The 19,653-nt window shown below is 60.7% G+C and carries 15 protein-coding genes and 1 pseudogene; 13 read left to right on the plus strand and 3 right to left on the minus strand.

Going from position 1 to position 19,653, the window contains the following annotated elements; translation table 11 throughout:
- The first annotated feature begins 152 nt into the window (after window positions 1-152).
- The 4 genes from ACM6IQ_RS22885 to ACM6IQ_RS22900 all read left to right on the plus strand — a co-directional run bounded on the left by ACM6IQ_RS22885 (window position 153) and on the right by ACM6IQ_RS22900 (window position 6,980).
- Window positions 153-3,755 (plus strand): DUF2339 domain-containing protein, encoded by a 3,603-nt coding sequence (locus ACM6IQ_RS22885; RefSeq protein ID WP_414879919.1) that lies wholly within the window; start codon window positions 153-155, stop codon window positions 3,753-3,755.
- Entirely contained in the window at window positions 3,752-5,125 is a 1,374-nt protein-coding gene (locus ACM6IQ_RS22890; RefSeq protein WP_017336074.1) for a DUF3999 domain-containing protein, read from the plus strand. The genes ACM6IQ_RS22885 and ACM6IQ_RS22890 overlap by 4 nt, the downstream gene beginning before the upstream one ends.
- 238 nt (window positions 5,126-5,363) lie before the next feature.
- Entirely contained in the window at window positions 5,364-6,374 is a 1,011-nt protein-coding gene (locus ACM6IQ_RS22895; RefSeq protein ID WP_017336075.1) for a class 1 fructose-bisphosphatase, read from the plus strand.
- A gap of 3 nt (window positions 6,375-6,377) precedes the next feature.
- Window positions 6,378-6,980, plus strand: coding sequence for a DUF924 family protein (locus tag ACM6IQ_RS22900; protein WP_414879920.1), 603 nt, complete (start codon window positions 6,378-6,380; stop codon window positions 6,978-6,980).
- A 116-nt stretch (window positions 6,981-7,096) separates the two neighbouring features.
- Here ACM6IQ_RS22900 and ACM6IQ_RS22905 read toward each other — a convergent pair whose 3' ends face one another.
- The gene (locus ACM6IQ_RS22905) at window positions 7,097-7,861 is read right to left on the minus strand and encodes a methyl-accepting chemotaxis protein (protein ID WP_371927683.1); all 765 of its coding nucleotides are present in this window, start codon (window positions 7,859-7,861) and stop codon (window positions 7,097-7,099) included.
- 93 nt (window positions 7,862-7,954) lie between these two features.
- Window positions 7,955-8,989 (minus strand): annotated as a pseudogene (locus ACM6IQ_RS22910) (cache domain-containing protein); the annotation flags it as partial.
- Window positions 8,990-9,271: 282 nt separating this feature from the next.
- On the opposite strand from ACM6IQ_RS22910, the gene ACM6IQ_RS22915 reads away from it, so the two are divergent.
- Both ACM6IQ_RS22915 and ACM6IQ_RS22920 read left to right on the plus strand, forming a co-directional pair.
- Window positions 9,272-9,526, plus strand: a complete 255-nt coding sequence (locus ACM6IQ_RS22915; protein ID WP_007907841.1) for a hypothetical protein — start codon at window positions 9,272-9,274, stop codon at window positions 9,524-9,526.
- 31 nt (window positions 9,527-9,557) lie between these two features.
- Complete coding sequence (locus ACM6IQ_RS22920; RefSeq protein WP_150631790.1) at window positions 9,558-10,127, plus strand: lipocalin family protein; 570 nt, start codon at window positions 9,558-9,560, stop codon at window positions 10,125-10,127.
- A gap of 119 nt (window positions 10,128-10,246) precedes the next feature.
- Here the strand turns inward: ACM6IQ_RS22920 and ACM6IQ_RS22925 are convergent, their stop codons facing one another.
- A complete protein-coding gene (locus ACM6IQ_RS22925) occupies window positions 10,247-11,611 on the minus strand; it encodes a formimidoylglutamate deiminase (protein WP_414879921.1) in 1,365 nt (454 codons plus the stop codon).
- 146 nt (window positions 11,612-11,757) lie between these two features.
- On the opposite strand from ACM6IQ_RS22925, the gene hutC reads away from it, so the two are divergent.
- The 7 genes from hutC (at window position 11,758) to ACM6IQ_RS22960 (ending at window position 19,554) form a co-directional block, all read left to right on the plus strand.
- On the plus strand, window positions 11,758-12,468 hold the full coding sequence (gene hutC / locus ACM6IQ_RS22930) for a histidine utilization repressor (RefSeq protein ID WP_174602685.1): 711 nt from the start codon (window positions 11,758-11,760) through the stop codon (window positions 12,466-12,468).
- The gene (locus ACM6IQ_RS22935) at window positions 12,465-13,034 is read left to right on the plus strand and encodes a HutD family protein (RefSeq protein ID WP_414879922.1); all 570 of its coding nucleotides are present in this window, start codon (window positions 12,465-12,467) and stop codon (window positions 13,032-13,034) included. The genes hutC and ACM6IQ_RS22935 overlap by 4 nt, the downstream gene beginning before the upstream one ends.
- A 521-nt stretch (window positions 13,035-13,555) precedes the next feature.
- Window positions 13,556-15,238 (plus strand): urocanate hydratase, encoded by a 1,683-nt coding sequence (hutU, locus tag ACM6IQ_RS22940; RefSeq protein ID WP_017336082.1) that lies wholly within the window; start codon window positions 13,556-13,558, stop codon window positions 15,236-15,238.
- 57 nt (window positions 15,239-15,295) lie between these two features.
- A complete protein-coding gene (locus ACM6IQ_RS22945; protein WP_414879923.1) occupies window positions 15,296-16,768 on the plus strand; it encodes a purine-cytosine permease family protein in 1,473 nt (490 codons plus the stop codon).
- Between the two features lie 68 nt (window positions 16,769-16,836).
- Window positions 16,837-17,805 carry an ABC transporter substrate-binding protein gene (locus ACM6IQ_RS22950; RefSeq protein WP_017336084.1) on the plus strand — a complete coding sequence of 323 codons (969 nt, stop codon included), beginning with the start codon at window positions 16,837-16,839 and terminating at the stop codon, window positions 17,803-17,805.
- Between the two features lie 70 nt (window positions 17,806-17,875).
- On the plus strand, window positions 17,876-18,727 hold the full coding sequence (locus tag ACM6IQ_RS22955) for an ABC transporter permease (protein ID WP_017336085.1): 852 nt from the start codon (window positions 17,876-17,878) through the stop codon (window positions 18,725-18,727).
- Window positions 18,724-19,554: a quaternary amine ABC transporter ATP-binding protein gene (locus tag ACM6IQ_RS22960; protein ID WP_017336086.1), complete on the plus strand. Its 831-nt coding sequence runs from the start codon at window positions 18,724-18,726 to the stop codon at window positions 19,552-19,554. The genes ACM6IQ_RS22955 and ACM6IQ_RS22960 overlap by 4 nt, the downstream gene beginning before the upstream one ends.
- The last annotated feature ends 99 nt before the right edge of the window (window positions 19,555-19,653 follow it).

Consider the following 19,653-nt stretch of genomic DNA (forward strand, 5'->3'; position numbering starts at 1 on the left):
AAAAGATCGCAGCCTTCGGCAGCTCCTACAGTCGGCGTTCACCTAACATTGGGTGAACGCGGTCGGTTTAGGAGCTGCCGAAGGCTGCGATCTTTGCTGTACGGGCTGCGCTAATCTTCTCGGATTGGCCACTGCGCTTAGGGATATCGACCATGCAATGGATGTTCATGCTGATTGGGCTGGTGCTGGGCTGGATACTCGACGAGTCGTTCAGCGACGCGCTGTTGGGCGCGTTGCTCGGGTTGGGGATCGGCCAGGCCGTTCGCATCGGTCGTTTGGGCACACAAGCGGCGGAACAGCGCCTTCTGCTGGAACAGGCGCAAGTAGCGCTGCATGCGGTCCAGCAACGCCTGGCCTTGCTGGAGGTGTCTGGCGTCAAGACACCCGAAGCCAGCGAGCCGGTTGCCGAGGAACCGGTTGCCAGCGACCCCGGCCCCTCCCCTGTATTCATTCTCGAAGAAATCCCGGTCTCGGCTCCGGAGATGGTCTGGGAGCTTCCCCCCGAATTCGAACCGATCACCGCGACGGCGACGCAAGCCAGTCGTCCCTTGCCCGACGATGTCTGGAAAGCCGAGCCAGTCGCCCGTGAGCCGCAGCAACCCGTAGCTCCGCACGGCCCAAATTTCTTCGAACGGGCCATCAGCGGCGCACGCAACTGGCTGTTCGGAGGCAACACCGTGCTGCGGGTCGGCGTGGTGCTGTTGTTCCTCGGTCTGGCGTTTCTGCTGCGTTATGCCACCGAAGGCATGGTGGTGCCGATTGAGCTGCGTTACGCCGGTGTGGCAGTGGCGGCGTTGGGCCTGCTCGGTCTGGGCTGGTGGCTGCGTCATCGCAACAATCACTATGCGTTGATGCTGCAAGGCACCGGGATTGCCGTGTTGTACCTGACGGTGTTTGCGGCCATGCGTTTGCATCCATTGCTCGATCCGACGGCGGCGCTTGGGCTGCTGGTGGCGGTAACGGTGTTCTCGGCCATTCTGGCCATCACTCAGGACTCGCTGGCATTGGCCTGCGCCGCAGCGCTGGGTGGTTTCGCCGCGCCGATCCTGACGTCTACCGGCGCCGGCAACCACGTCGCGCTGTTCAGCTACTTCGCCTTGCTCAATGCCGGCATCCTTGCCATCGCCTGGTTCAAGGCCTGGCGGCTGCTCAACCTGATCGGCTTCGTCGGCACCTTCGGCATCGGTTTCGCCTGGGGCCTGCGCTCCTACACGCCGGAATTGCTGTGGAGCACCGAACCGTTTCTGATTCTGTTTTTCCTGATGTACCTGGCCATCGGCCTGCTGTTCACACGGCGCAAGTTGCTGGAAATGAGCGACGCGCCCGAGGACGACAGCCGTGAGGCACTGCTGCGCTGGTCGGCGCATAAAGGTGATTACGTCGACGGCACAATGCTGTTCGGCCCGCCCCTGGTGGGTTTCGGCTTGCAGTTCGCGCTGGTGCAGCACCTGGAATTCGCCGCCGCTTTCAGCGCCCTCGCGCTGGGCATGATCTACATGGGACTTGCGCGTCTGCTGATGGGCGGACGGGCGCTGCTGCTGGCGGAAACCTGTCTGGCGCTGGGCGTGATCTTCGCCAGCCTGGCGATTCCATTGGGCCTCGATGCGCGTTGGACCTCCGCCGCCTGGGCCGTTGAAGGCGCCGGGATTTTCTGGCTCGGCCTGCGCCAGCAACGACCACTGGCCCGTGCATTTGCCTTGCTGCTGCAACTGGGGTCGGCGCTGGCGTTTCTCAGCGAGTTGCGGATCGGCGAAAGCAGCCTGCTCGACGGCGCGCCGCTGGGCGCGTTGATGCTCGGTGTGGCGTTGCTGTTCAGCTTCTACCAATTGCGCAACGCCTTGCCCGAGCAAACGTCGGAGTGGGAGCGCAAAAGCCTGCCGGTACTGGCGTGCCTCGGCCTGACCTTTCTCTATCTGCTGGCGCCGCTGTTTTTCTTCACCCACGGTACGGCGATCAGTTGGGCGCTGGCCGGTCTGGCGACATTGTTTGTCGGCCTGCGCCTGCAATCGCGCACCTTCCTGTTTACCGCGTTTGCCGTGCAGTTGCTGGGTGGCGCGTTGTTCCTGTTGCGACTGCAAGGCGCAAGCGGTGAGTCCGGCGCGGTGTTCAGTGCAGGCTGGAGCGGCTTGCTCAGCGCGTCCCTGATCGGTCTGGCGTTGATCGCCGGCATGCTGCTGGCAGCGCGAGACGACATGGTGCGTAGCGACGTTCGGCTGTTGCGCGGTTTGTCAGTGGTGTTGCTGGCCGGTCTGGTGCTGATCAATCTGGCAGTGCTGTTCGTGCTGCCATGGCAAACCGCGAGCGCGGTGTGGGCGGCCAGTGGTTTGTTTATCATCTGGCTGAGCCTGTATCTGAAGCAGCGCGTAAGTTTTGTCTTCGGCCTGCTGCTGCAGGTGATTGGCGGCGCGGCGTTTCTGTTCGCTGGGCCGGATCTGCTCGGGCCGCTGGCCAGCGAAGGCCAGAAACCGCTGGCGCACAGCGGTTTCTGGACGCCGCTGGTGTTGGGATTGGCCGCATTGGTTGGCGCCTGGCGCTTGCAGCTCGGCAACCATGCTTCGGCGTTTGACGCGTTGGATTTGCAGCGCTTGTCCGAAGTGCTGCTGGTGTGGGGCGCGGGATGGTGGGCGCTGGCATGGATCAGTGATGTGCTGCGGTTTGCGCCGGTGAATCTTCAAGCGACGTTGCTGCTGACGGTCGCTGCGGTGAGTGTGGCGGTGTGGGCCGTGTTGGCGTTGCGCCTGAAATGGCCGTCGCTGGGCTTGTTCTGCACCTTGCTGATACCGGCCGCGGGTGTGGTGTTGCTCGCCGCTTGGCACTCGCGTTATCACCCGGCGGCGGATTTCGGTTGGCTGGCCTGGGCGGCGGTGTTTGTCGTGCATTTCATCTCGCTGCGGCGTCTGGCACCGATGCTGCCGGCGCGTGCCTTGAGCACTGCTCATGTGCTCGGCTGCTGGCTGTTGATCGGGGTGCTGGCGCTGGAATTGCGCTACGGCCTGCTGTTGTTGTCCGAGCAGTACAACGCCTGGCGCTGGTTGGGTTGGGCGATACTGCCGAGCCTGTATCTGGTGCTGATGGCTGCGCCACGCAACGGGCCTTGGCCAGTGTCGGCTTACGCGCGTGAATACCGCTTGTACGCGGCAGCACCTCTGGCGGTGCTGATGCTCGGCTGGTTCTGGCTGGCGAACATCGTCAGCGACGGTACGGCCGAACCGTTGCCTTACGTACCGCTGATCAATCCGCTGGAATTGGGCCTGCTGTTTGCGCTGTTCGGGGTTTATGTCTGGGCGCGCAGCGCGGTGACGCGACTGGCGATCGGCAAGGACACCTTCGATCACGCCACGCAACTGATCGACGGCGTTTCACTGTTTGCGTTCTTCACCGCGCTGGTGAACCGCACGGCTCATCACTGGGGCGGCGTCCCGTTCGAGCTGGATCTGCTGCTCGCGTCCATGCAGGTGCAGGCCGGTCTGTCGATCGTCTGGACCTTGATGGCCCTGAGTCTGATGATCGGCGGCCATCTACGGCATCGTCGTGAAGTCTGGCTGATTGGCGCGGCCTTGATCGGCGTCGTGGTCGCGAAACTGTTCTTTGTCGAATTGAGTAACCGTGGCGGGCTGGCGCGGATCGTCTCGTTTATCGGTGTGGGTGTGTTGCTGTTGGTGGTGGGCTATTTCGCTCCGTTGCCACCCAAGCGTGCCGACGCCGCGCCGGAACCTGAAAACCCGGCCCCGCAAACCGAAGGAGTGTCATCTTGAGTTCGAAGCTGAACCTGGTCTGGTTGGGCGTTGTTGCCATGGGTATGGCGCTGTCGGCCGGCGCGCAGGAAAAACCGGTGGATTTCGCCACGCAAGTGCCGTTGACCGTGAGTGGCGAGGGGCCGTGGTATCGCCTCGAATTGCCCTTGGCCGTGCAATTGAACGCGCGGCAGACCGACCTGAGCGACGTGCGCGTGTTCAACGCGGCAGGCGAAGCTCAGGCCTATGCCTTGGCGCGGGAAACCGCGAAAACCAGCGAAAACCGTACCCTGACCGATGTGAAGTGGTTCCCGCTGTACAACTCCGCGGACGACACCGAGCGTGCGCCGAGTGTGCGGGTGCAATCGAGCGCCAATGGCACGCTGGTCGAAGTGCAGCCGTCGAGTCAGCTGGAGGTGGGCGAAGAAGTGCTGCGTGGCTGGTTGCTCGACGCCAGCGGCATCAAGGCACCGCTGCAGCAGTTGATCCTCGACTGGACCAGCGAGCGCGACGGCTTCCAGCGTTTCAGTATCGAAGCCAGCGACGACTTGCAGCATTGGCAGTCGTGGGGTGACGGGCAGGTGGCGCGGCTGACGTTTGCCGACGAGCGGGTCGAGCAGCATGAAGTCGGTTTGCCGGGTCAATCAGCGCGCTACCTGCGTTTGTTGTGGAGCACGCCGCAGTCGGCGCCGACGCTGACGTCGGCGCAACTGGAAAGCGCCAGCACCCGCAGCCTGCCGCTGCCGTTGGTCTGGTCGCAAGCGTTGGCCGGCAGCAGCGTGAAGGCCGGGGAATACACCTGGCAATTGCCGATGGGGCTGAATGTCGAGCGCTTGCAGGTCGAGTTGAGTCAGCCGAACAGCCTGGCGCCGGTGACCTTGTCCGGTCGTCGGGACAGCAGTCTGCCGTGGCAGCCGTTGAGCAGCGGTTTGCTTTATCGCCTGACCCAGAGTGGCCAGGACGTGGTGCAGAACGAGTTGCAGCTGTCGGGGCAAACGGTGCAGCAGTTGAAGCTGACGGTGGACGAGCGGGGCGGTGGCTTGGGTGCCGAAGCGCCAACGGTGAAGTTTGCCGTGCGCTCGACGCAATTGGTGTTCCTGGCGCGCGGTGCCGGGCCTTATACGCTGGCGCTGGGCAGCGCGACGGTGAAGGCGGCGAACCTGCCGTTGTCGACGCTGATTCCGGATTACAGCGCGGCCAAGTGGGCGGCGTTGGGCAGGGCGACAGTGGATAGCGGGGCGGTGGCGACACCGACATCGACAGCCACCTCGACTTCGCAGGTTGGGACCCACTGGAAGAAGTTCGGGTTGTGGGGGGTGTTGTTGCTGAGCGTTCTGTTCTTGGCGGCGATGGCGTTCAGCTTGTTGCGCAAACCCCCGGTCAAACCTTGAAGGCGGGTGCTGCGCACCCGATCGCCAGCAGGCTGGCTCCCACAGTTAATCGCATTCCCCTGTGGGAGCCAGCCTGCTGGCGATAGCGGTTTACCTGACGGTAAAGATGCCCGTTTCGAACTACGCTGAACCCGGCACATGAACTCTATTGGGTGTTCCACGTCTGATAGGAGGAAATGCGCCCCGACTCGCGTTAAACTGCGCGGGTTTTTAGCCCCCCATTCCACCGGAGCCTTCCATGTCCCGCGTTACCCTGAGTCGCTATTTGATTGAGCAGACCCGTAGCAACAACACCCCTGCCGATCTGCGTTTCCTGATCGAAGTGGTGGCGCGCGCCTGTAAAGAAATCAGCCACGCCGTCTCCAAAGGCGCCCTGGGTGGTGTTCTGGGCAGCATGGGCACCGAAAACGTCCAAGGTGAAGTGCAGAAGAAGCTTGATGTGATGTCCAACGACATCCTGCTCGAAGCCAACGAATGGGGCGGTCACCTGGCCGGCATGGCATCCGAAGAAATGGACAATGCCTACCAGATCCCGGGCAAATACCCGAAAGGCGCCTACCTGCTGGTGTTTGACCCGCTGGACGGTTCGTCGAACATCGACATCAACGCGCCGGTCGGTACGATCTTCTCGGTGCTGCGTTGCCCGAACGAATACCTGACCCAGAACGAGCCTTTGAACGAAAAGGCGTTCCTGCAGCCAGGCACTCAGCAGGTTGCCGCCGGTTACGCGATTTACGGTCCACAGACCATGCTGGTACTGACCCTGGGCAATGGCGTCAAAGGCTTCACCCTGGATCGTGAAATGGGCAGCTTCGTACTGACCCATGAAGACATCACGATCCCGGAGTCCACCCAGGAGTTCGCGATCAATGCGTCCAACCAGCGTCACTGGGAAGCGCCGGTACAACGTTACGTCGGTGAATTGCTGGCTGGCGACGAAGGCCCGCTGAAAAAGAACTACAACATGCGCTGGGTCGCCGCGATGGTTGCCGACGTGCACCGCATCCTGACTCGTGGCGGCCTGTTCATGTACCCACGCGACAGCCGCGAGCCGTCGAAGCCGGGCAAACTGCGCCTGATGTACGAAGCCAACCCGATGTCGTTCCTGGTTGAACAAGCCGGCGGCGCCTCCACCGATGGTCACCAGCGCATCCTCGACATTCTGCCGGACGGCTTGCACCAGCGCGTAGCGGTGTTCCTCGGTTCGAAAGAAGAAGTCGCACGCATCACGGCTTACCACAAGGAATAAACCATGACCGCGCCCTGGCAGCCGTTGCTCGAATGGTGGTTCGGAAACGCCGAATCACCGATCGAAACAGCGGCAGAGAAGGGCAAGTTATGGTTCGGCAAGCGCGACAGCCAGGACCTCGAAGCGCAGACGCGTTTCGGGGACTGGGTCGAGCAGGCACTGGCCGGCGGATTGACTGACTGGGCGCAACGCCCCGACGGTTGGCTGGCCCTGGTGCTGCTGCTCGATCAACTTCCGCGAATGATCTTTCGCGACACTCCCAAATCCTTTGCAGGCGATCCCAGGGCGCAGGCTCTCGTAGCGCAAGGCATTGCTGCGGATTTCGATCGACAGTTGCGGCCGATTCAGCGGGTGTTTATCTACCTGGTGTTTGAGCATTGCGAGAATCTGGCGGTGCAGAATGAAGCGGTCTCGCGCTATATCGACCTTGTGGCACAGCAGCCGGAGGCCGAGCGGAAACTTTTTACCGACTATCTGAACTATGCCGAGAAGCATCAGCAGGTGATTGCGCGGTTTGGGCGGTTTCCACACAGGAATGCGGTATTGGGAAGGGAATCGACGGCTGAGGAGTTGGCGTTTCTTTCGGGGCCAGGGTCTCGGTTTTAGATTTCCATTTCGGCTGATGCCGTCACCGCCAGCAGGCTGGCTCCCACAGGAGTTTGTGATCGACACAAACCTATTGTGGGAGCCAGCCTGCTGGCGATGAGGCCAGTAAGAGCGCCTCAGATTCTGAAACTGCCCACCAACTGCTTCAACCGCGCCGCCTGCTGCTCAAGATCAGAACACGCGCGCAACGTCGCCTGCAGGTTCTCCACACCCTCCTGATTCAGCGTGTTGATCTCGGTGATGTCGACGTTGATCGATTCCACCACGGCGGTCTGCTCTTCGGTCGCCGTCGCCACGGACTGGTTCATCCCGTCGATCTCGCCGATCCGCTGGGTCACGCTGCCCAGACGCTCGCCCGCCTGGTTGGCGATGCCCACGCTGCTTTCGCTCTGGCGCTGGCTGTCGGTCATGGTGCTCACCGCTTCGCGGGCGCCGACTTGCAGTTCCTCGATCATCTTCTGCACTTGCTGCGCCGAATCCTGGGTGCGGTGGGCGAGGTTGCGCACTTCATCGGCGACCACGGCAAAACCGCGACCGGCTTCACCGGCCCGTGCCGCTTCGATGGCGGCGTTCAATGCCAGCAGGTTGGTCTGCTGCGAGATGCTGGTGATCACTTCCAGAATCTGCCCGATGTTCACCGTGTTGCTGTTGAGCGTCTCGATGTTGCCGCAGGAATCGCTGATCTTCGCCGAGAGCTGTTGCATCGCCGCGATGGTTTTATCCACCACCTGCTGACCGTCTTCGGCCAGGGCGCGCGCGTCGCTGGAGTGCTGCGAGGCGAGGGCGGCGTTTTGGGCGATTTCCTGGGCGGCGGCGCCCAGTTCGTTGATCGCCGCGGCCACGCTGCTGGTGCGCGAAGCTTGCTGGTCGGAGTTGAACATCGACGAGTTGGACGCGGCGACGACCCGCAGTGCGACTTCGTTGACCTGACCGGTGGCTGAGGACACTTCGCGGATCGAGGTGTGAATACGTTCTACAAAACGATTGAACGAGGTGCCCAGTGCACCGAATTCGTCATGGCCGTGAATGATCAGGCGTTTGGTCAGGTCACCTTCGCCTTCGGCGATGTCATGCATGGCGCGGCCCATGGTCAGCAGCGGCTGCATCAGGAAACTGATCAGCATGCCCAGCAACGCGATGATGATCACTACGGCGATGACCATGGCGATGATCGCCGAGGTGCGGAATTCGCTGATCATCGAGAACGCGGTGTCCTGATCCAGCACCAGCGCCACGTACCAGTTTGCCGACGGCACACCGTTGACGTGAGTGAAGGAAATGAACTGGCGCTTGCCGTCGATCTCGACTTCTTTCAGGCCCGGACTGACTTGCGGGGCACCGTTCGGGTAGGCCTCGGCCAGATTCTTGAGGACCAGTTTGCTGTCCGGGTGAATCAGGATCTTGCCGTCGGCGCTGACGATAAACGCATGACCGTGACCGCCGAAGTTCAGCGAGTTGATGATTGCGCTGACGCTGGACAGGTCAATATCGGCGCCGGCGACGCCGATCATCTGGCCCTGGCGCTGCACCGGCGTGGCGACGGTGATCACCAGTTTGCCGGAGGACGCCGCGATGTAGGGTTCGGTGACGATGGTCTGTTGGGCGCTGTTGGCTGCCTTGTACCAGCCGCGTGCGCGAGGGTCGTAGTCCGCGGCACGATTGCCGGCCGGAACCGAAAACATCACACCGTCGGTGCCACCAAAGTAGCTCAGCTGGAAGTTGCTGGTGTAGGCGGGCAGGTCGATGACCCGCTTGAGGCTGGCCAGGGCACTGCCATCCACTACGATCTGCTGGGACAGCGACTGCAGCAACTGAATGCGGCTTTCCAGCCAGGTCTGGATGTTGCTGGTGGTCAGGCTGCCGAGTTCCTGCATCGACGATTCGGTACTGCTGCGCAGGGTCTGCCGCTGGCGGTAGTCGTTGAAAAGGATGAAACAAGCGAATGCGACGGCCACTACGAGGGCAGCAGCCAGCAGAATCTTGTGGCTGAATTTCATGTTTCTGGTCATTAAATGAGCTACCGCGGAGGGGCTGGTCAACAAGGGGCGCCAATTTGCCACAGGAGCGGGCTTTGCGCTGCATTTATGTCGACTCGCCGGCGCCAAAGATTAGGCGACTTTTGCCAAAACCGATGAAATGCTCAACGGCGAAAGAAAGTGGCTGATTTTTCGGCAAAAGGCAGACGAGCGGCCCAACAAATAGGCGCTCGGTCAGGGAACCAGACAGGGCTTTTCTCTTCTAAGCTTCAGCTTGGCAGCCATGCCATTCCCCTTCGCCCCAGGAGCTACACCATGTCGCTGCGTTCCATCGCTTTGCTTTCGTTCTGCGTGTTGCTGGCCGCATGCGGCAAGATCAATCAGGAAAATTATTCGAAGCTGTCGACAGGCATGCCCAAGGCCGAGGTGGAAACCTTGCTGGGCAAACCCACCGACTGCTCGGGCGCGCTTGGCATGTCCAGTTGCACCTGGGGCGACAAGAACAGCTTTATCAGCGTGCAGTACGCCGGTGACAAAGTGTTGATGTTTTCCGGCCAAGGCCTGAAGTAATCCGGGGCGATGCGCCCGCGGGAGAAAAACAATGAAACGGTTATTGATCCTCCTTTTTGCCGGCCTGGTATTGGCCGGCTGCGCCACTTCTGGCGAAGATCCATTGGCGCCGAAAACCGTCGCCAGCGTCAATTTGAAGAAGTACCAAGGGACCTGGTACGAGTTGGCACGTCTGCCGATGTATTTTCAGCGCAACTGTGCGCAATCCGAAGCCCATTACACGCTCAAGCCGGACGGCAACGTGCTGGTGCTGAACCGTTGTCTGACGACGGATTGGCAATGGGAAGAGGCCAAGGGCACGGCGTATCCGCAAGTGCCAGGCAAGACCGACAAGCTGTGGGTCGAGTTCGACAACTGGTTCTCGCGATTGCTGCCGGGTGTGGCGAAGGGGCAATACTGGGTGTTGTACGTCAGCGATGACTACAAGACTGCCATCGTCGGTGATCCTAGTCGCCGGTATCTGTGGCTGCTGTCGCGAACCCCGACGGTCAACGGCGTAGTGCGCGAAGAGCTGCTGAGCAAGGCGCGTCAGCAGGGATATGACACCACTCGGTTGATCTGGCGTGCGACGGATACGCAGATGGCCAAGACCTCGAACTGACGGCTAGTAAAGAACAAATATGGGAGCGAGCCTGCTCGCGATAGCGGAGTATCAGTCAACACTTCTGTTGAATTTGATCGCCCTGTCGCGAGCAGGCTCGCTCCCACATTTCGTTTGTGTCAGCCCAGGAGGTCGCGCAGGACTTGGGTAAACGCGCGGTTACTTTCTACTTCTGCTGCATGACGCCCGTCACGCACCACCCACTGGCCATTGACCAGCACATCGCGCACCTGGCGATCGCCGCCGGCAAACAACCAACGATTGAGGATCCCGTCACCGCTGGCCGTTGCCAGGTACGGATCGTTGCCGTCCAGCACCAGCCAATCCGCACGTTTGCCAACCGTCAGCGCACCGATCGGCTGCCCCAGCGCCTGAGCGCCGCCATCCAGCGCAGCGTCATATAGCGTGCGGCCAACCATCGGCTGATCCGCGCCATACAGCCGATTACGCCGCTGATCGCGCAGGCGCTGGCCGTATTCCAGCCAACGCAACTCTTCCACAACGCTCAATGACACATGGCTGTCGGAACCGATGCCCATGCGCCCGCCCTGGGCGAGGAAATCCACGGCCGGGAAAATCCCGTCGCCGAGGTTGGCTTCGGTGGTCAGGCACAGGCCGGCGATGGCGCGACTCTTGGCCATCAGCGCGACTTCTTCCGGGTTGGCGTGAGTCGCGTGCACCAGGCACCAGCGCTGATCGACTTCGGTGTTTTCGTACAGCCATTGCAGGGGGCGACGACCGCTCCAGCTCAGGCAGTCATCGACTTCCTTCTGCTGTTCGGCGATGTGAATGTGCACCGGACACTGCTTGTCGCTGGCCGCCAGTACTTCGCTGATTTGCTGTGGGGTGACCGCGCGCAATGAGTGGAAACACAGACCCAGCGATTGCGCCGGTTGCTGCGCCAGGATCGGCTGCAAGCGCGACTGCAGCTTCAGGTAATTTTCAGTGCTGTTGATAAAGCGACGCTGGCCATCGTTCGGCGTCTGGCCACCGAAACCGGAATGGCTGTAGAGCACCGGCAGCAAGGTCAAGCCGATACCGGCGGAACTGGCCGCCTGACTGATGCGCAGCGCCAGTTCGGCCGGATCCGCATACGGCTGGCCGCTGGTGTCGTGGTGCACGTAATGAAATTCCGCGACCGTGGTGTAACCGGCCTTGAGCATTTCGATGTACAGCTGACGGGCGATTACACCGAGCTGATCGGGGCTGATTTTTCCGACGAGCCGGTACATCAGATCGCGCCAGGTCCAGAAACTGTCGTTCGGATTACCGGCCACTTCGGCCAATCCGGCCATCGCCCGCTGGAAGGCGTGGGAGTGCAGATTCGGCATGCCCGGCAGCAGTGGACCGCTTAGCCGTTCGGCGTCATCTGCGTTGGAATTGGCCTGGACATGGGTCAAAACGCCGTCGGCGCTGACCTCAAGACGTACATTGTTGGCCCATCCACTAGGCAGCAGCGCGCGTTCGGCAAAGAAGGCGGACATGGTTCAGCACCCCATCGTGTGTTATTTGTATATACATATACAGACGTTTGCCTGCTCGGTAAACTCCGGCAAGCTAGCAACCCTCACCAAATGAACAAGGATTTACCGTGCCGACTCCGCCTACAGTGTCACCGTTGGCCGCGAACATGGGCGACAGTCCGGCGCCCTTGTACGCTCGCGTCAAACAAATGATCACCCAGCAGATCGACAGTGGAAACTGGCCGCCGCACTACCGCGTTCCGTCGGAAAGCGAGTTGGTCAGCCAACTCGGGTTCAGTCGCATGACCATCAACCGCGCGCTGCGCGAGATGACCGCCGACGGCCTGTTGGTGCGTATGCAGGGCGTCGGCACGTTCGTCGCCGAGCCGAAAAGCCAGTCTGCGCTGTTTGAAGTACACAACATCGCCGACGAAATCGCCTCCCGTGGCCATCGCCATACATGCCAGGTGATCACGCTTGAAGAAGAGGCCGCCGGTTCCGAGCGCGCCCTGGCCCTGGACATGCGTGAAGGCCAAAAGGTCTTCCACTCGCTGATCGTGCATTTCGAAAACGACATTCCGGTGCAAATCGAAGACCGTTTCGTCAACGCGCTGGTGGCGCCGGACTACCTCAAGCAGGACTTCACCCTGCAAACGCCTTACGCCTATCTGAACCAGGTCGCGCCGCTGACTGAAGGCGAGCACGTGGTCGAGGCGATTCTGGCCGAGGCCAGCGAGTGCAAATTGCTGCAGATTGAAAAGGGCGAGCCGTGCCTGCTGATCCGTCGCCGTACCTGGTCCGGCCGTCAGCCAGTGACCGCCGCCCGTTTGATCCACCCCGGTTCCCGTCATCGTCTGGAAGGTCGGTTTCACAAATGAGTCAGGTCAAGGTTTTACGCGCTGTCGATTACCCACGCATGCCATGGAAAAATGGCGGTGGCAGTACCGAAGAAATCACCCGCGACGCGGGCACTGGCCTTGATGGTTTCGGCTGGCGCCTGTCGATTGCCGATATCGCCGAGTCGGGCGGGTTTTCGACCTTCGCCGGTTACGAGCGGATCATCACGGTGTTGCAGGGCGACGGCATGACCTTGTCGGTGGATGGCCAGGTCACGCGGCCGTTGTTACCGTTGGACCCGTATGCCTTCAGCGGCGAGAGCCAGGTGTCCTGCACGTTGCTGGGTGGTCCGATTCGCGACTTCAACCTGATTTATGCGCCGCAGCGTTACAGCGCGCGGTTGCAGTGGCTGGACGGCGAGCAGCGGTTTTTCAGCGAGGCCGGGACGGTGCTGGTGTTCAGTGTGAGCGAAGCGCTTGAGGTGACGGTCGAAAACAATGCCCAGCAATTGGGTCGTCATGATTGCCTGCAACTCGTCGGTAACACCGGCCTGCTGGACGTCTCCAGCAACGGCGCCTGCTGCGTGATCGAGCTGACTGCACACTGATCCAACTGTTTACAACATCTCTGTGGCGAGGGCGCTTGCTCCCGCTCGGCGGCGAAGCCGTCGTAAAAAGCCCGCTAGTGAAATTTATCTGACAAATCTCGGTTGAATGGTTTAAGGGCTGCTTCGCAGCCCAGCGGGAGCAAGCGCCCTCGCCACAAAAGCAATCACCTTTCCTGTTTCTCAGCGCGCACCACTTTGTTACCGAACGCCCCAGCGTGGCGCAAAACCACGCTCAAGTAACGAGCCATCATCCCTCCGAACAATCCCCCCGAAAAATTTCATCTTCCTCATAACCCTTGATCTACAGGCTTCCCAGCCTTTTCAGAATTTTTCTCGAATGCCCATCCAATAAGTTGGCCGCTTGATTGCATATGCTTGTATGTACAAGTAAAGACGTATGCGTATGAGTCGACCGAGACTCTCCGCAGCGTCCACTGATTCGCTTGTGTCGCTGTGACGCGCACAGGCTGGCTTGCCCACCGCCAGGGTTGGTTTGGATTGATCGCTGAGGAGTCTTTTTCGTGACTGACATTAAACCTACTAAGTTTCGTGACGTTGAAATCCGCGCTGCCCGCGGTAACAAGCTGACCGCCAAGAGCTGGCTGACTGAAGCGCCGCTGCGCATGCTGATGAACAACCTCGACCCGGAAGTCGCCGAGAACCCTAAAGAACTGGTGGTTTACGGTGGTATCGGTCGTGCGGCGCGTAACTGGGAATGCTACGACAAGATCGTTGAAAGCCTGACCAATCTGAATGACGACGAGACCCTGCTGGTGCAATCCGGCAAGCCGGTCGGCGTGTTCAAGACTCACACTAACGCCCCGCGCGTATTGATCGCCAACTCCAACCTCGTACCGCACTGGGCGAGCTGGGAACACTTCAACGAACTCGACGCCAAAGGCCTGGCCATGTACGGCCAGATGACCGCCGGCAGCTGGATCTACATTGGCAGCCAGGGCATCGTCCAGGGGACCTACGAAACGTTCGTCGAAGCCGGTCGCCAGCACTATAACGATGACCTGAAAGGTCGTTGGGTCCTGACCGCAGGCCTGGGCGGCATGGGCGGCGCTCAACCTCTGGCTGCAACCCTGGCCGGTGCTTGCTCGCTGAACATCGAATGCCAGCAGGTCAGCATCGATTTCCGTCTGAACAGCCGTTATGTCGACGAGCAAGCCACCGACCTCGACGACGCACTGGCCCGCATCGACAAATACACCAAGGAAGGCAAGGCGATTTCCATCGCTCTGCTGGGCAACGCGGCAGAAATTCTGCCGGAACTGGTCAAGCGCGGCGTGCGCCCGGACATGGTCACCGACCAGACCAGTGCCCACGACCCGCTCAACGGATACCTGCCGGCCGGCTGGACCTGGGAAGAGTACCGCGCTCGTGCCAAGACCGAGCCTGCAGCCGTGGTGAAAGCCGCCAAGCAATCGATGGCCGTGCACGTTAAAGCGATGCTCGAATTCCAGAAGATGGGCATTCCGACCTTCGACTACGGCAACAACATCCGTCAGATGGCCCAGGAAGAAGGCGTGGAAAACGCATTCGACTTCCCTGGCTTCGTACCGGCCTACATCCGCCCACTGTTCTGCCGTGGCATCGGTCCGTTCCGTTGGGCTGCACTGTCGGGTAACGCTGAAGACATCTACAAGACCGACGCCAAGGTCAAAGAACTGATCCCGGACGACGCCCACCTGCACAACTGGCTGGACATGGCGCGCGAGCGCATCAGCTTCCAGGGGCTGCCGGCTCGTATCTGCTGGGTTGGCCTGGGCCTGCGCGCCAAGCTTGGCCTGGCGTTCAACGAAATGGTTCGCAGCGGTGAATTGTCCGCGCCAATCGTGATCGGTCGCGACCACCTGGACTCCGGTTCGGTCGCCAGCCCGAACCGCGAAACCGAATCCATGCAGGACGGCTCCGACGCCGTGTCCGACTGGCCACTGCTCAACGCTCTGCTCAACACCGCGAGCGGCGCGACCTGGGTTTCCCTGCACCACGGCGGCGGCGTCGGCATGGGCTTCTCCCAGCACTCGGGCATGGTGATTGTCTGCGACGGTACTGACGAAGCGGCCGAGCGTATCGCTCGCGTTTTGCACAACGACCCGGCAACTGGCGTTATGCGTCACGCCGATGCGGGTTACCAGATCGCGATCGACTGCGCCAAGGAACAGGGCCTGAATCTGCCGATGATTACCGGCAAGTAATGCTCGCTCCTACAGGGAGCCCGCCAACCCACAATAACAATCCACAGAGGTTGAACCATGGCAGTTAACAACGATCGTGCAGGCAGTAAACCGTTGATCGAGAAACGCTCGATCGACTACATCCCGGAAGCGGAGAGACACGGTCGTCTGTTGAGCCAGTTCACCCTGTGGATGGGTGCCAACCTGCAAATCACCGCGATTGTCACCGGGGCCCTGGCCGTGGTGCTGGGCGGTGATGTGTTCTGGTCGTTGATCGGTTTGCTGATCGGGCAACTGCTCGGCGGTGGGGTGATGGCGCTGCATGCCGCGCAAGGGCCAAAGCTTGGCCTGCCGCAGATGATCTCCAGCCGTGTGCAGTTTGGTGTTTATGGCGCGGCCATCCCGATCGTGCTGGTCTGTTTGATGTACCTCGGTTTCACCGCAACCGGAACGGTACTTTCCGGCCAGGCGCTGGGCCAGTTGTTTGGCGTCAGTGACACCGTCGGTATCCTCATCTTCGCCAGTGTCATCGTGCTGGTCACGGTACTCGGCTATCGGGTGATCCATTGGATTGGCCGGGTTGCCAGTGTCATTGGGGTGATTGCCTTTGTTTACCTGTTCAGTCGTCTGATAAGCCAGACTGACGTTGGCGCACTCCTGCAAATCCGCCACTTCAGCTGGAGCAGCTTCCTGCTGGCGGTATCGCTCGCGGCGTCCTGGCAGATCGCCTTCGGCCCTTACGTGGCTGACTATTCTCGCTACTTGCCGAGCAAGACTTCCTCGGTGAAAACCTTTTTCGCCGCGGGTGCAGGTTCGGTCATTGGCGCACAGGTGGCGATGATCCTCGGCGTGTTTGCCGCCGCCTCGGCCAATGGGCAATTCGTCGGCCACGAAGTGGCCTACATCGTCGGTCTGGGCGGTGCCGGTACCACGGCTGCGCTGCTGTACTTCAGCATCGCGTTCGGCAAGGTCACCATCTCCACGCTGAACTCCTACGGCAGCTTCATGTGCATTGCGACCATCATCAGCGGCTTCCGTGGTGACCTGAAAGTCACGCGCTTGCAGCGTCTGCTCTTCGTGTTGGTGATCGTCGGTGCTGCGACCCTGATGGCGTTGCTCGGCCAGCACTCGTTCCTCGGTGCGTTCAAGTCCTTCATCTTGTTCCTGCTGGCGTTCTTTACACCATGGAGCGCGATCAACCTGGTGGACTACTACTGCATCACCCGTGAGCGCTATGACGTGCCGGCGCTGTCCGATCCAAACGGTCGCTATGGTCGCTGGAACATGCTCGGTATCAGCATCTATGTGTTCGGTGTGCTGGTGCAGCTGCCGTTCATTTCCAGCAAGTTCTACACCGGTCCGCTGGTGGCAGCGCTGGGTGATGTGGATATTTCCTGGATCATCGGTCTGATGATTCCTGCAGCCCTGTATTACGTGTGTGCGAAAAAATGGCACGGCACCGTGCCCGATCACCTGATTCTGCCGGTCGAGCAGGACAGCGTTGTACAACCTAAAACAAGCGGGGCCGGTCGCGCTGCGGCGCAGGCCTGATTGGACGTGGACAGGGCTGGATGCCTCTTGACTGCCGTAAGCCAATTCATGATTAGGAGCGTCAAACAATGAAATCGAACAAGACCCTGCTGACCACATTGCTTTCCATGGGCCTGTTGGCCAGCGCCGGCGCCACTCAGGCTGCCGGTTGGTGCGAATCGGGTAAACCGGTGAAATTCGCCGGCCTGAACTGGGAAAGCGCCATGTTGCTGACCGACGTGCTGCAAGTCGTGTTGGAGAAAGGTTACGACTGCAAGACGGATAGCCTGCCGGGCAACTCCATCACCATGGAAAACGCCCTGAGCAGCAACGACATTCAAGTGTTTGCCGAAGAATGGGTCGGCCGCAGCGAAGTCTGGAACAAGGCCGAGAAGGCCGGCAAGGTCGTCGGTGTCGGTGCGCCAGTCGTAGGCGCAGTCGAAGGCTGGTACGTGCCGCGCTACGTGATCGAAGGCGATGCCAAGCGCAAGCTGGAAGCCAAGGCGCCGGACCTGAAAAATATTGCTGACCTGGCCAAGTATTCCTCGGTGTTCAAAGACGCCGAAGAGCCTTCCAAGGGCCGTTTCTACAACTGCCCGGCCGGCTGGACCTGTGAGCTGGATAACAGCGAAATGCTGAAAAGCTACGGTCTGGAAAGCAGCTACACCAACTTCCGCCCAGGCACCGGTCCGGCGCTGGATGCCGCCGTGCTGTCGAGCTACAAGCGTGGCGAGCCGATCCTGTTCTACTACTGGTCGCCAACACCGCTGATGGGCCAGGTTGACCTGGTCAAACTCGAAGAGAAACCAGGGGTGAACAAGCAAGTGACGATCAAGGTCGGCCTCTCCAAGACCTTCCACGAGCAAGCCCCGGAACTGGTGGCCGTGCTGGAAAAGGTCAACCTGCCGATCGACCTGCTGAACCAGAACCTCGGGCGCATGGCCAAAGAGCGGATCGAGTCACCAAAACTGGCGAAAATTTTCCTCAAGGAACATCCTGAAGTCTGGCACGCATGGGTGAGCGAAGACGCAGCCAAAAAGATCGACGCGGCCTTGTAGGTTGAGCCTCTCCGACTGTCGGCAACGGCAGTCGGACGCTGAATCGCAACCCCTTGATTGAGAGTCTCTTATGTTTCCCGAAAGCTTTACCTTTTCCATCGCCGACTGGGTCAACGGTTGGGTCGATTCGCTGGTCACCAACTACGGCGACGTGTTCCGGCACATCTCCGACACCCTGTTGTGGGCCATCGTCAATCTTGAAGGGCTGCTGCGCGCGGCGCCCTGGTGGCTGATGCTGGCGATCGTGGCGGGCATTGCCTGGCACGCGACCCGCAAGGTCGTGACCACCGCCGTCATTGTCGGTCTGTTGTTCCTGGTGGGCGCGGTCGGGCTCTGGGACAAGCTGATGCAGACCCTCGCGCTGATGATGGTGGCGACGGTCATTTCGGTGCTGATCGGCATTCCGCTGGGCATTCTTTCGGCGCGCAGCAATCGCCTGCGTTCGGTGCTGATGCCGCTGCTGGACATCATGCAGACCATGCCGAGTTTCGTGTACCTGATCCCGGTGTTGATGCTGTTTGGTCTGGGCAAGGTCCCGGCGATTTTCGCCACCGTGATCTACGCTGCGCCGCCGCTGATCCGCCTGACCGATCTGGGCATCCGCCAAGTCGACGGCGAAGTGATGGAAGCGATCAACGCCTTTGGTGCCAACCGCTGGCAGCAACTGTTCGGCGTGCAACTGCCGCTGGCCCTGCCGAGCATCATGGCCGGGATCAACCAGACCACCATGATGGCCCTGTCGATGGTGGTGATTGCCTCGATGATCGGCGCCCGTGGCCTTGGCGAAGATGTGTTGGTGGGGATTCAGACCCTCAACGTCGGACGTGGCCTTGAAGCCGGTCTGGCGATCGTGATTCTGGCAGTGGTCATCGACCGCATTACTCAGGCGTATGGTCGGCCACGGCATGAGGTGAGCAAATGAACAACGAAGCCATCAGCAAAATCGAAGTCAAAAACGTCTTCAAGATTTTCGGCAACCGTTCCAAGGATGCGCTGGGCATGATCGGCCAGGGCAAGACCAAGGATCAGGTGCTGGCCGAAACCGGCTGCGTGGTCGGCGTGAACGACCTGTCGTTGAGCATCGGTAGCGGCGAGATCTTCGTGATCATGGGCCTGTCCGGCTCCGGCAAATCGACCCTGGTGCGCCACTTCAACCGCCTGATCGACCCGACCAGCGGCGCGATCCTGGTGGATGGCGTGGACATCCTGCAATACGACATGGACGCCCTGCGCGAATTTCGCCGGCGCAAGATCAGCATGGTGTTCCAGAGCTTCGGCCTGCTGCCGCACAAGACCGTGCTGGACAACGTCGCCTACGGCCTGAAAGTGCGTGGCGAGAGCAAGCAAATGTGCTCCGAGCGCGCGCTGCACTGGATCAACACCGTGGGCCTGAAGGGCTACGAAAACAAATACCCGCACCAGCTCTCGGGCGGCATGCGTCAGCGTGTGGGCCTGGCCCGCGCACTGGCGGCGGACACCGACATCATCCTGATGGACGAAGCGTTCAGTGCGCTCGATCCGCTGATCCGCGCGGAAATGCAGGACCAGTTGCTGGAACTGCAAAAGACCCTGCACAAGACCATCGTCTTCATCACCCACGACCTCGACGAAGCCGTACGCATCGGCAACCGCATCGCAATCCTCAAGGATGGCCGCCTGATTCAGGTCGGCACGCCGCGAGAGATCCTGCATTCGCCGGCGGATGAGTATGTGGACCGGTTCGTACAGCGGCGTGCGGCGGTGGTTTAAACGCTTTTGTGGCGAGGGGATTTATCCCCGTTCGGCTGCGAAGCAGTCGTAAACCAGTACACGCGTTATGCCTGAGAAACTGTGGCGGTAGGTTTTGGG

The organism is Pseudomonas sp. IT-P100 (assembly GCF_949767185.1).
Lineage (GTDB): Bacteria > Pseudomonadota > Gammaproteobacteria > Pseudomonadales > Pseudomonadaceae > Aquipseudomonas > Aquipseudomonas fluorescens_B.

Bases quoted from the DNA above. Each gene is read 5' to 3' on its own strand.
- ACM6IQ_RS22925 (WP_414879921.1), bottom strand. From the start codon at position 11,611: ATGTCCGCCTTCTTTGCCGAACGCGCGCTGCTGCCTAGTGGATGGGCC.
- ACM6IQ_RS22900 (WP_414879920.1), top strand. From the start codon at position 6,378: ATGACCGCGCCCTGGCAGCCGTTGCTCGAATGGTGGTTCGGAAACGCC.
- ACM6IQ_RS22935 (WP_414879922.1), top strand. From the start codon at position 12,465: ATGAGTCAGGTCAAGGTTTTACGCGCTGTCGATTACCCACGCATGCCA.
- ACM6IQ_RS22950 (WP_017336084.1), top strand. From the start codon at position 16,837: ATGAAATCGAACAAGACCCTGCTGACCACATTGCTTTCCATGGGCCTG.
- ACM6IQ_RS22895 (WP_017336075.1), top strand. From the start codon at position 5,364: ATGTCCCGCGTTACCCTGAGTCGCTATTTGATTGAGCAGACCCGTAGC.
- hutC (WP_174602685.1), top strand. From the start codon at position 11,758: ATGGGCGACAGTCCGGCGCCCTTGTACGCTCGCGTCAAACAAATGATC.
- ACM6IQ_RS22905 (WP_371927683.1), bottom strand. From the start codon at position 7,861: ATGTTCAACTCCGACCAGCAAGCTTCGCGCACCAGCAGCGTGGCCGCG.
- ACM6IQ_RS22920 (WP_150631790.1), top strand. From the start codon at position 9,558: ATGAAACGGTTATTGATCCTCCTTTTTGCCGGCCTGGTATTGGCCGGC.
- ACM6IQ_RS22945 (WP_414879923.1), top strand. From the start codon at position 15,296: ATGGCAGTTAACAACGATCGTGCAGGCAGTAAACCGTTGATCGAGAAA.
- ACM6IQ_RS22955 (WP_017336085.1), top strand. From the start codon at position 17,876: ATGTTTCCCGAAAGCTTTACCTTTTCCATCGCCGACTGGGTCAACGGT.
- ACM6IQ_RS22915 (WP_007907841.1), top strand. From the start codon at position 9,272: ATGTCGCTGCGTTCCATCGCTTTGCTTTCGTTCTGCGTGTTGCTGGCC.
- ACM6IQ_RS22960 (WP_017336086.1), top strand. From the start codon at position 18,724: ATGAACAACGAAGCCATCAGCAAAATCGAAGTCAAAAACGTCTTCAAG.
- ACM6IQ_RS22885 (WP_414879919.1), top strand. From the start codon at position 153: ATGCAATGGATGTTCATGCTGATTGGGCTGGTGCTGGGCTGGATACTC.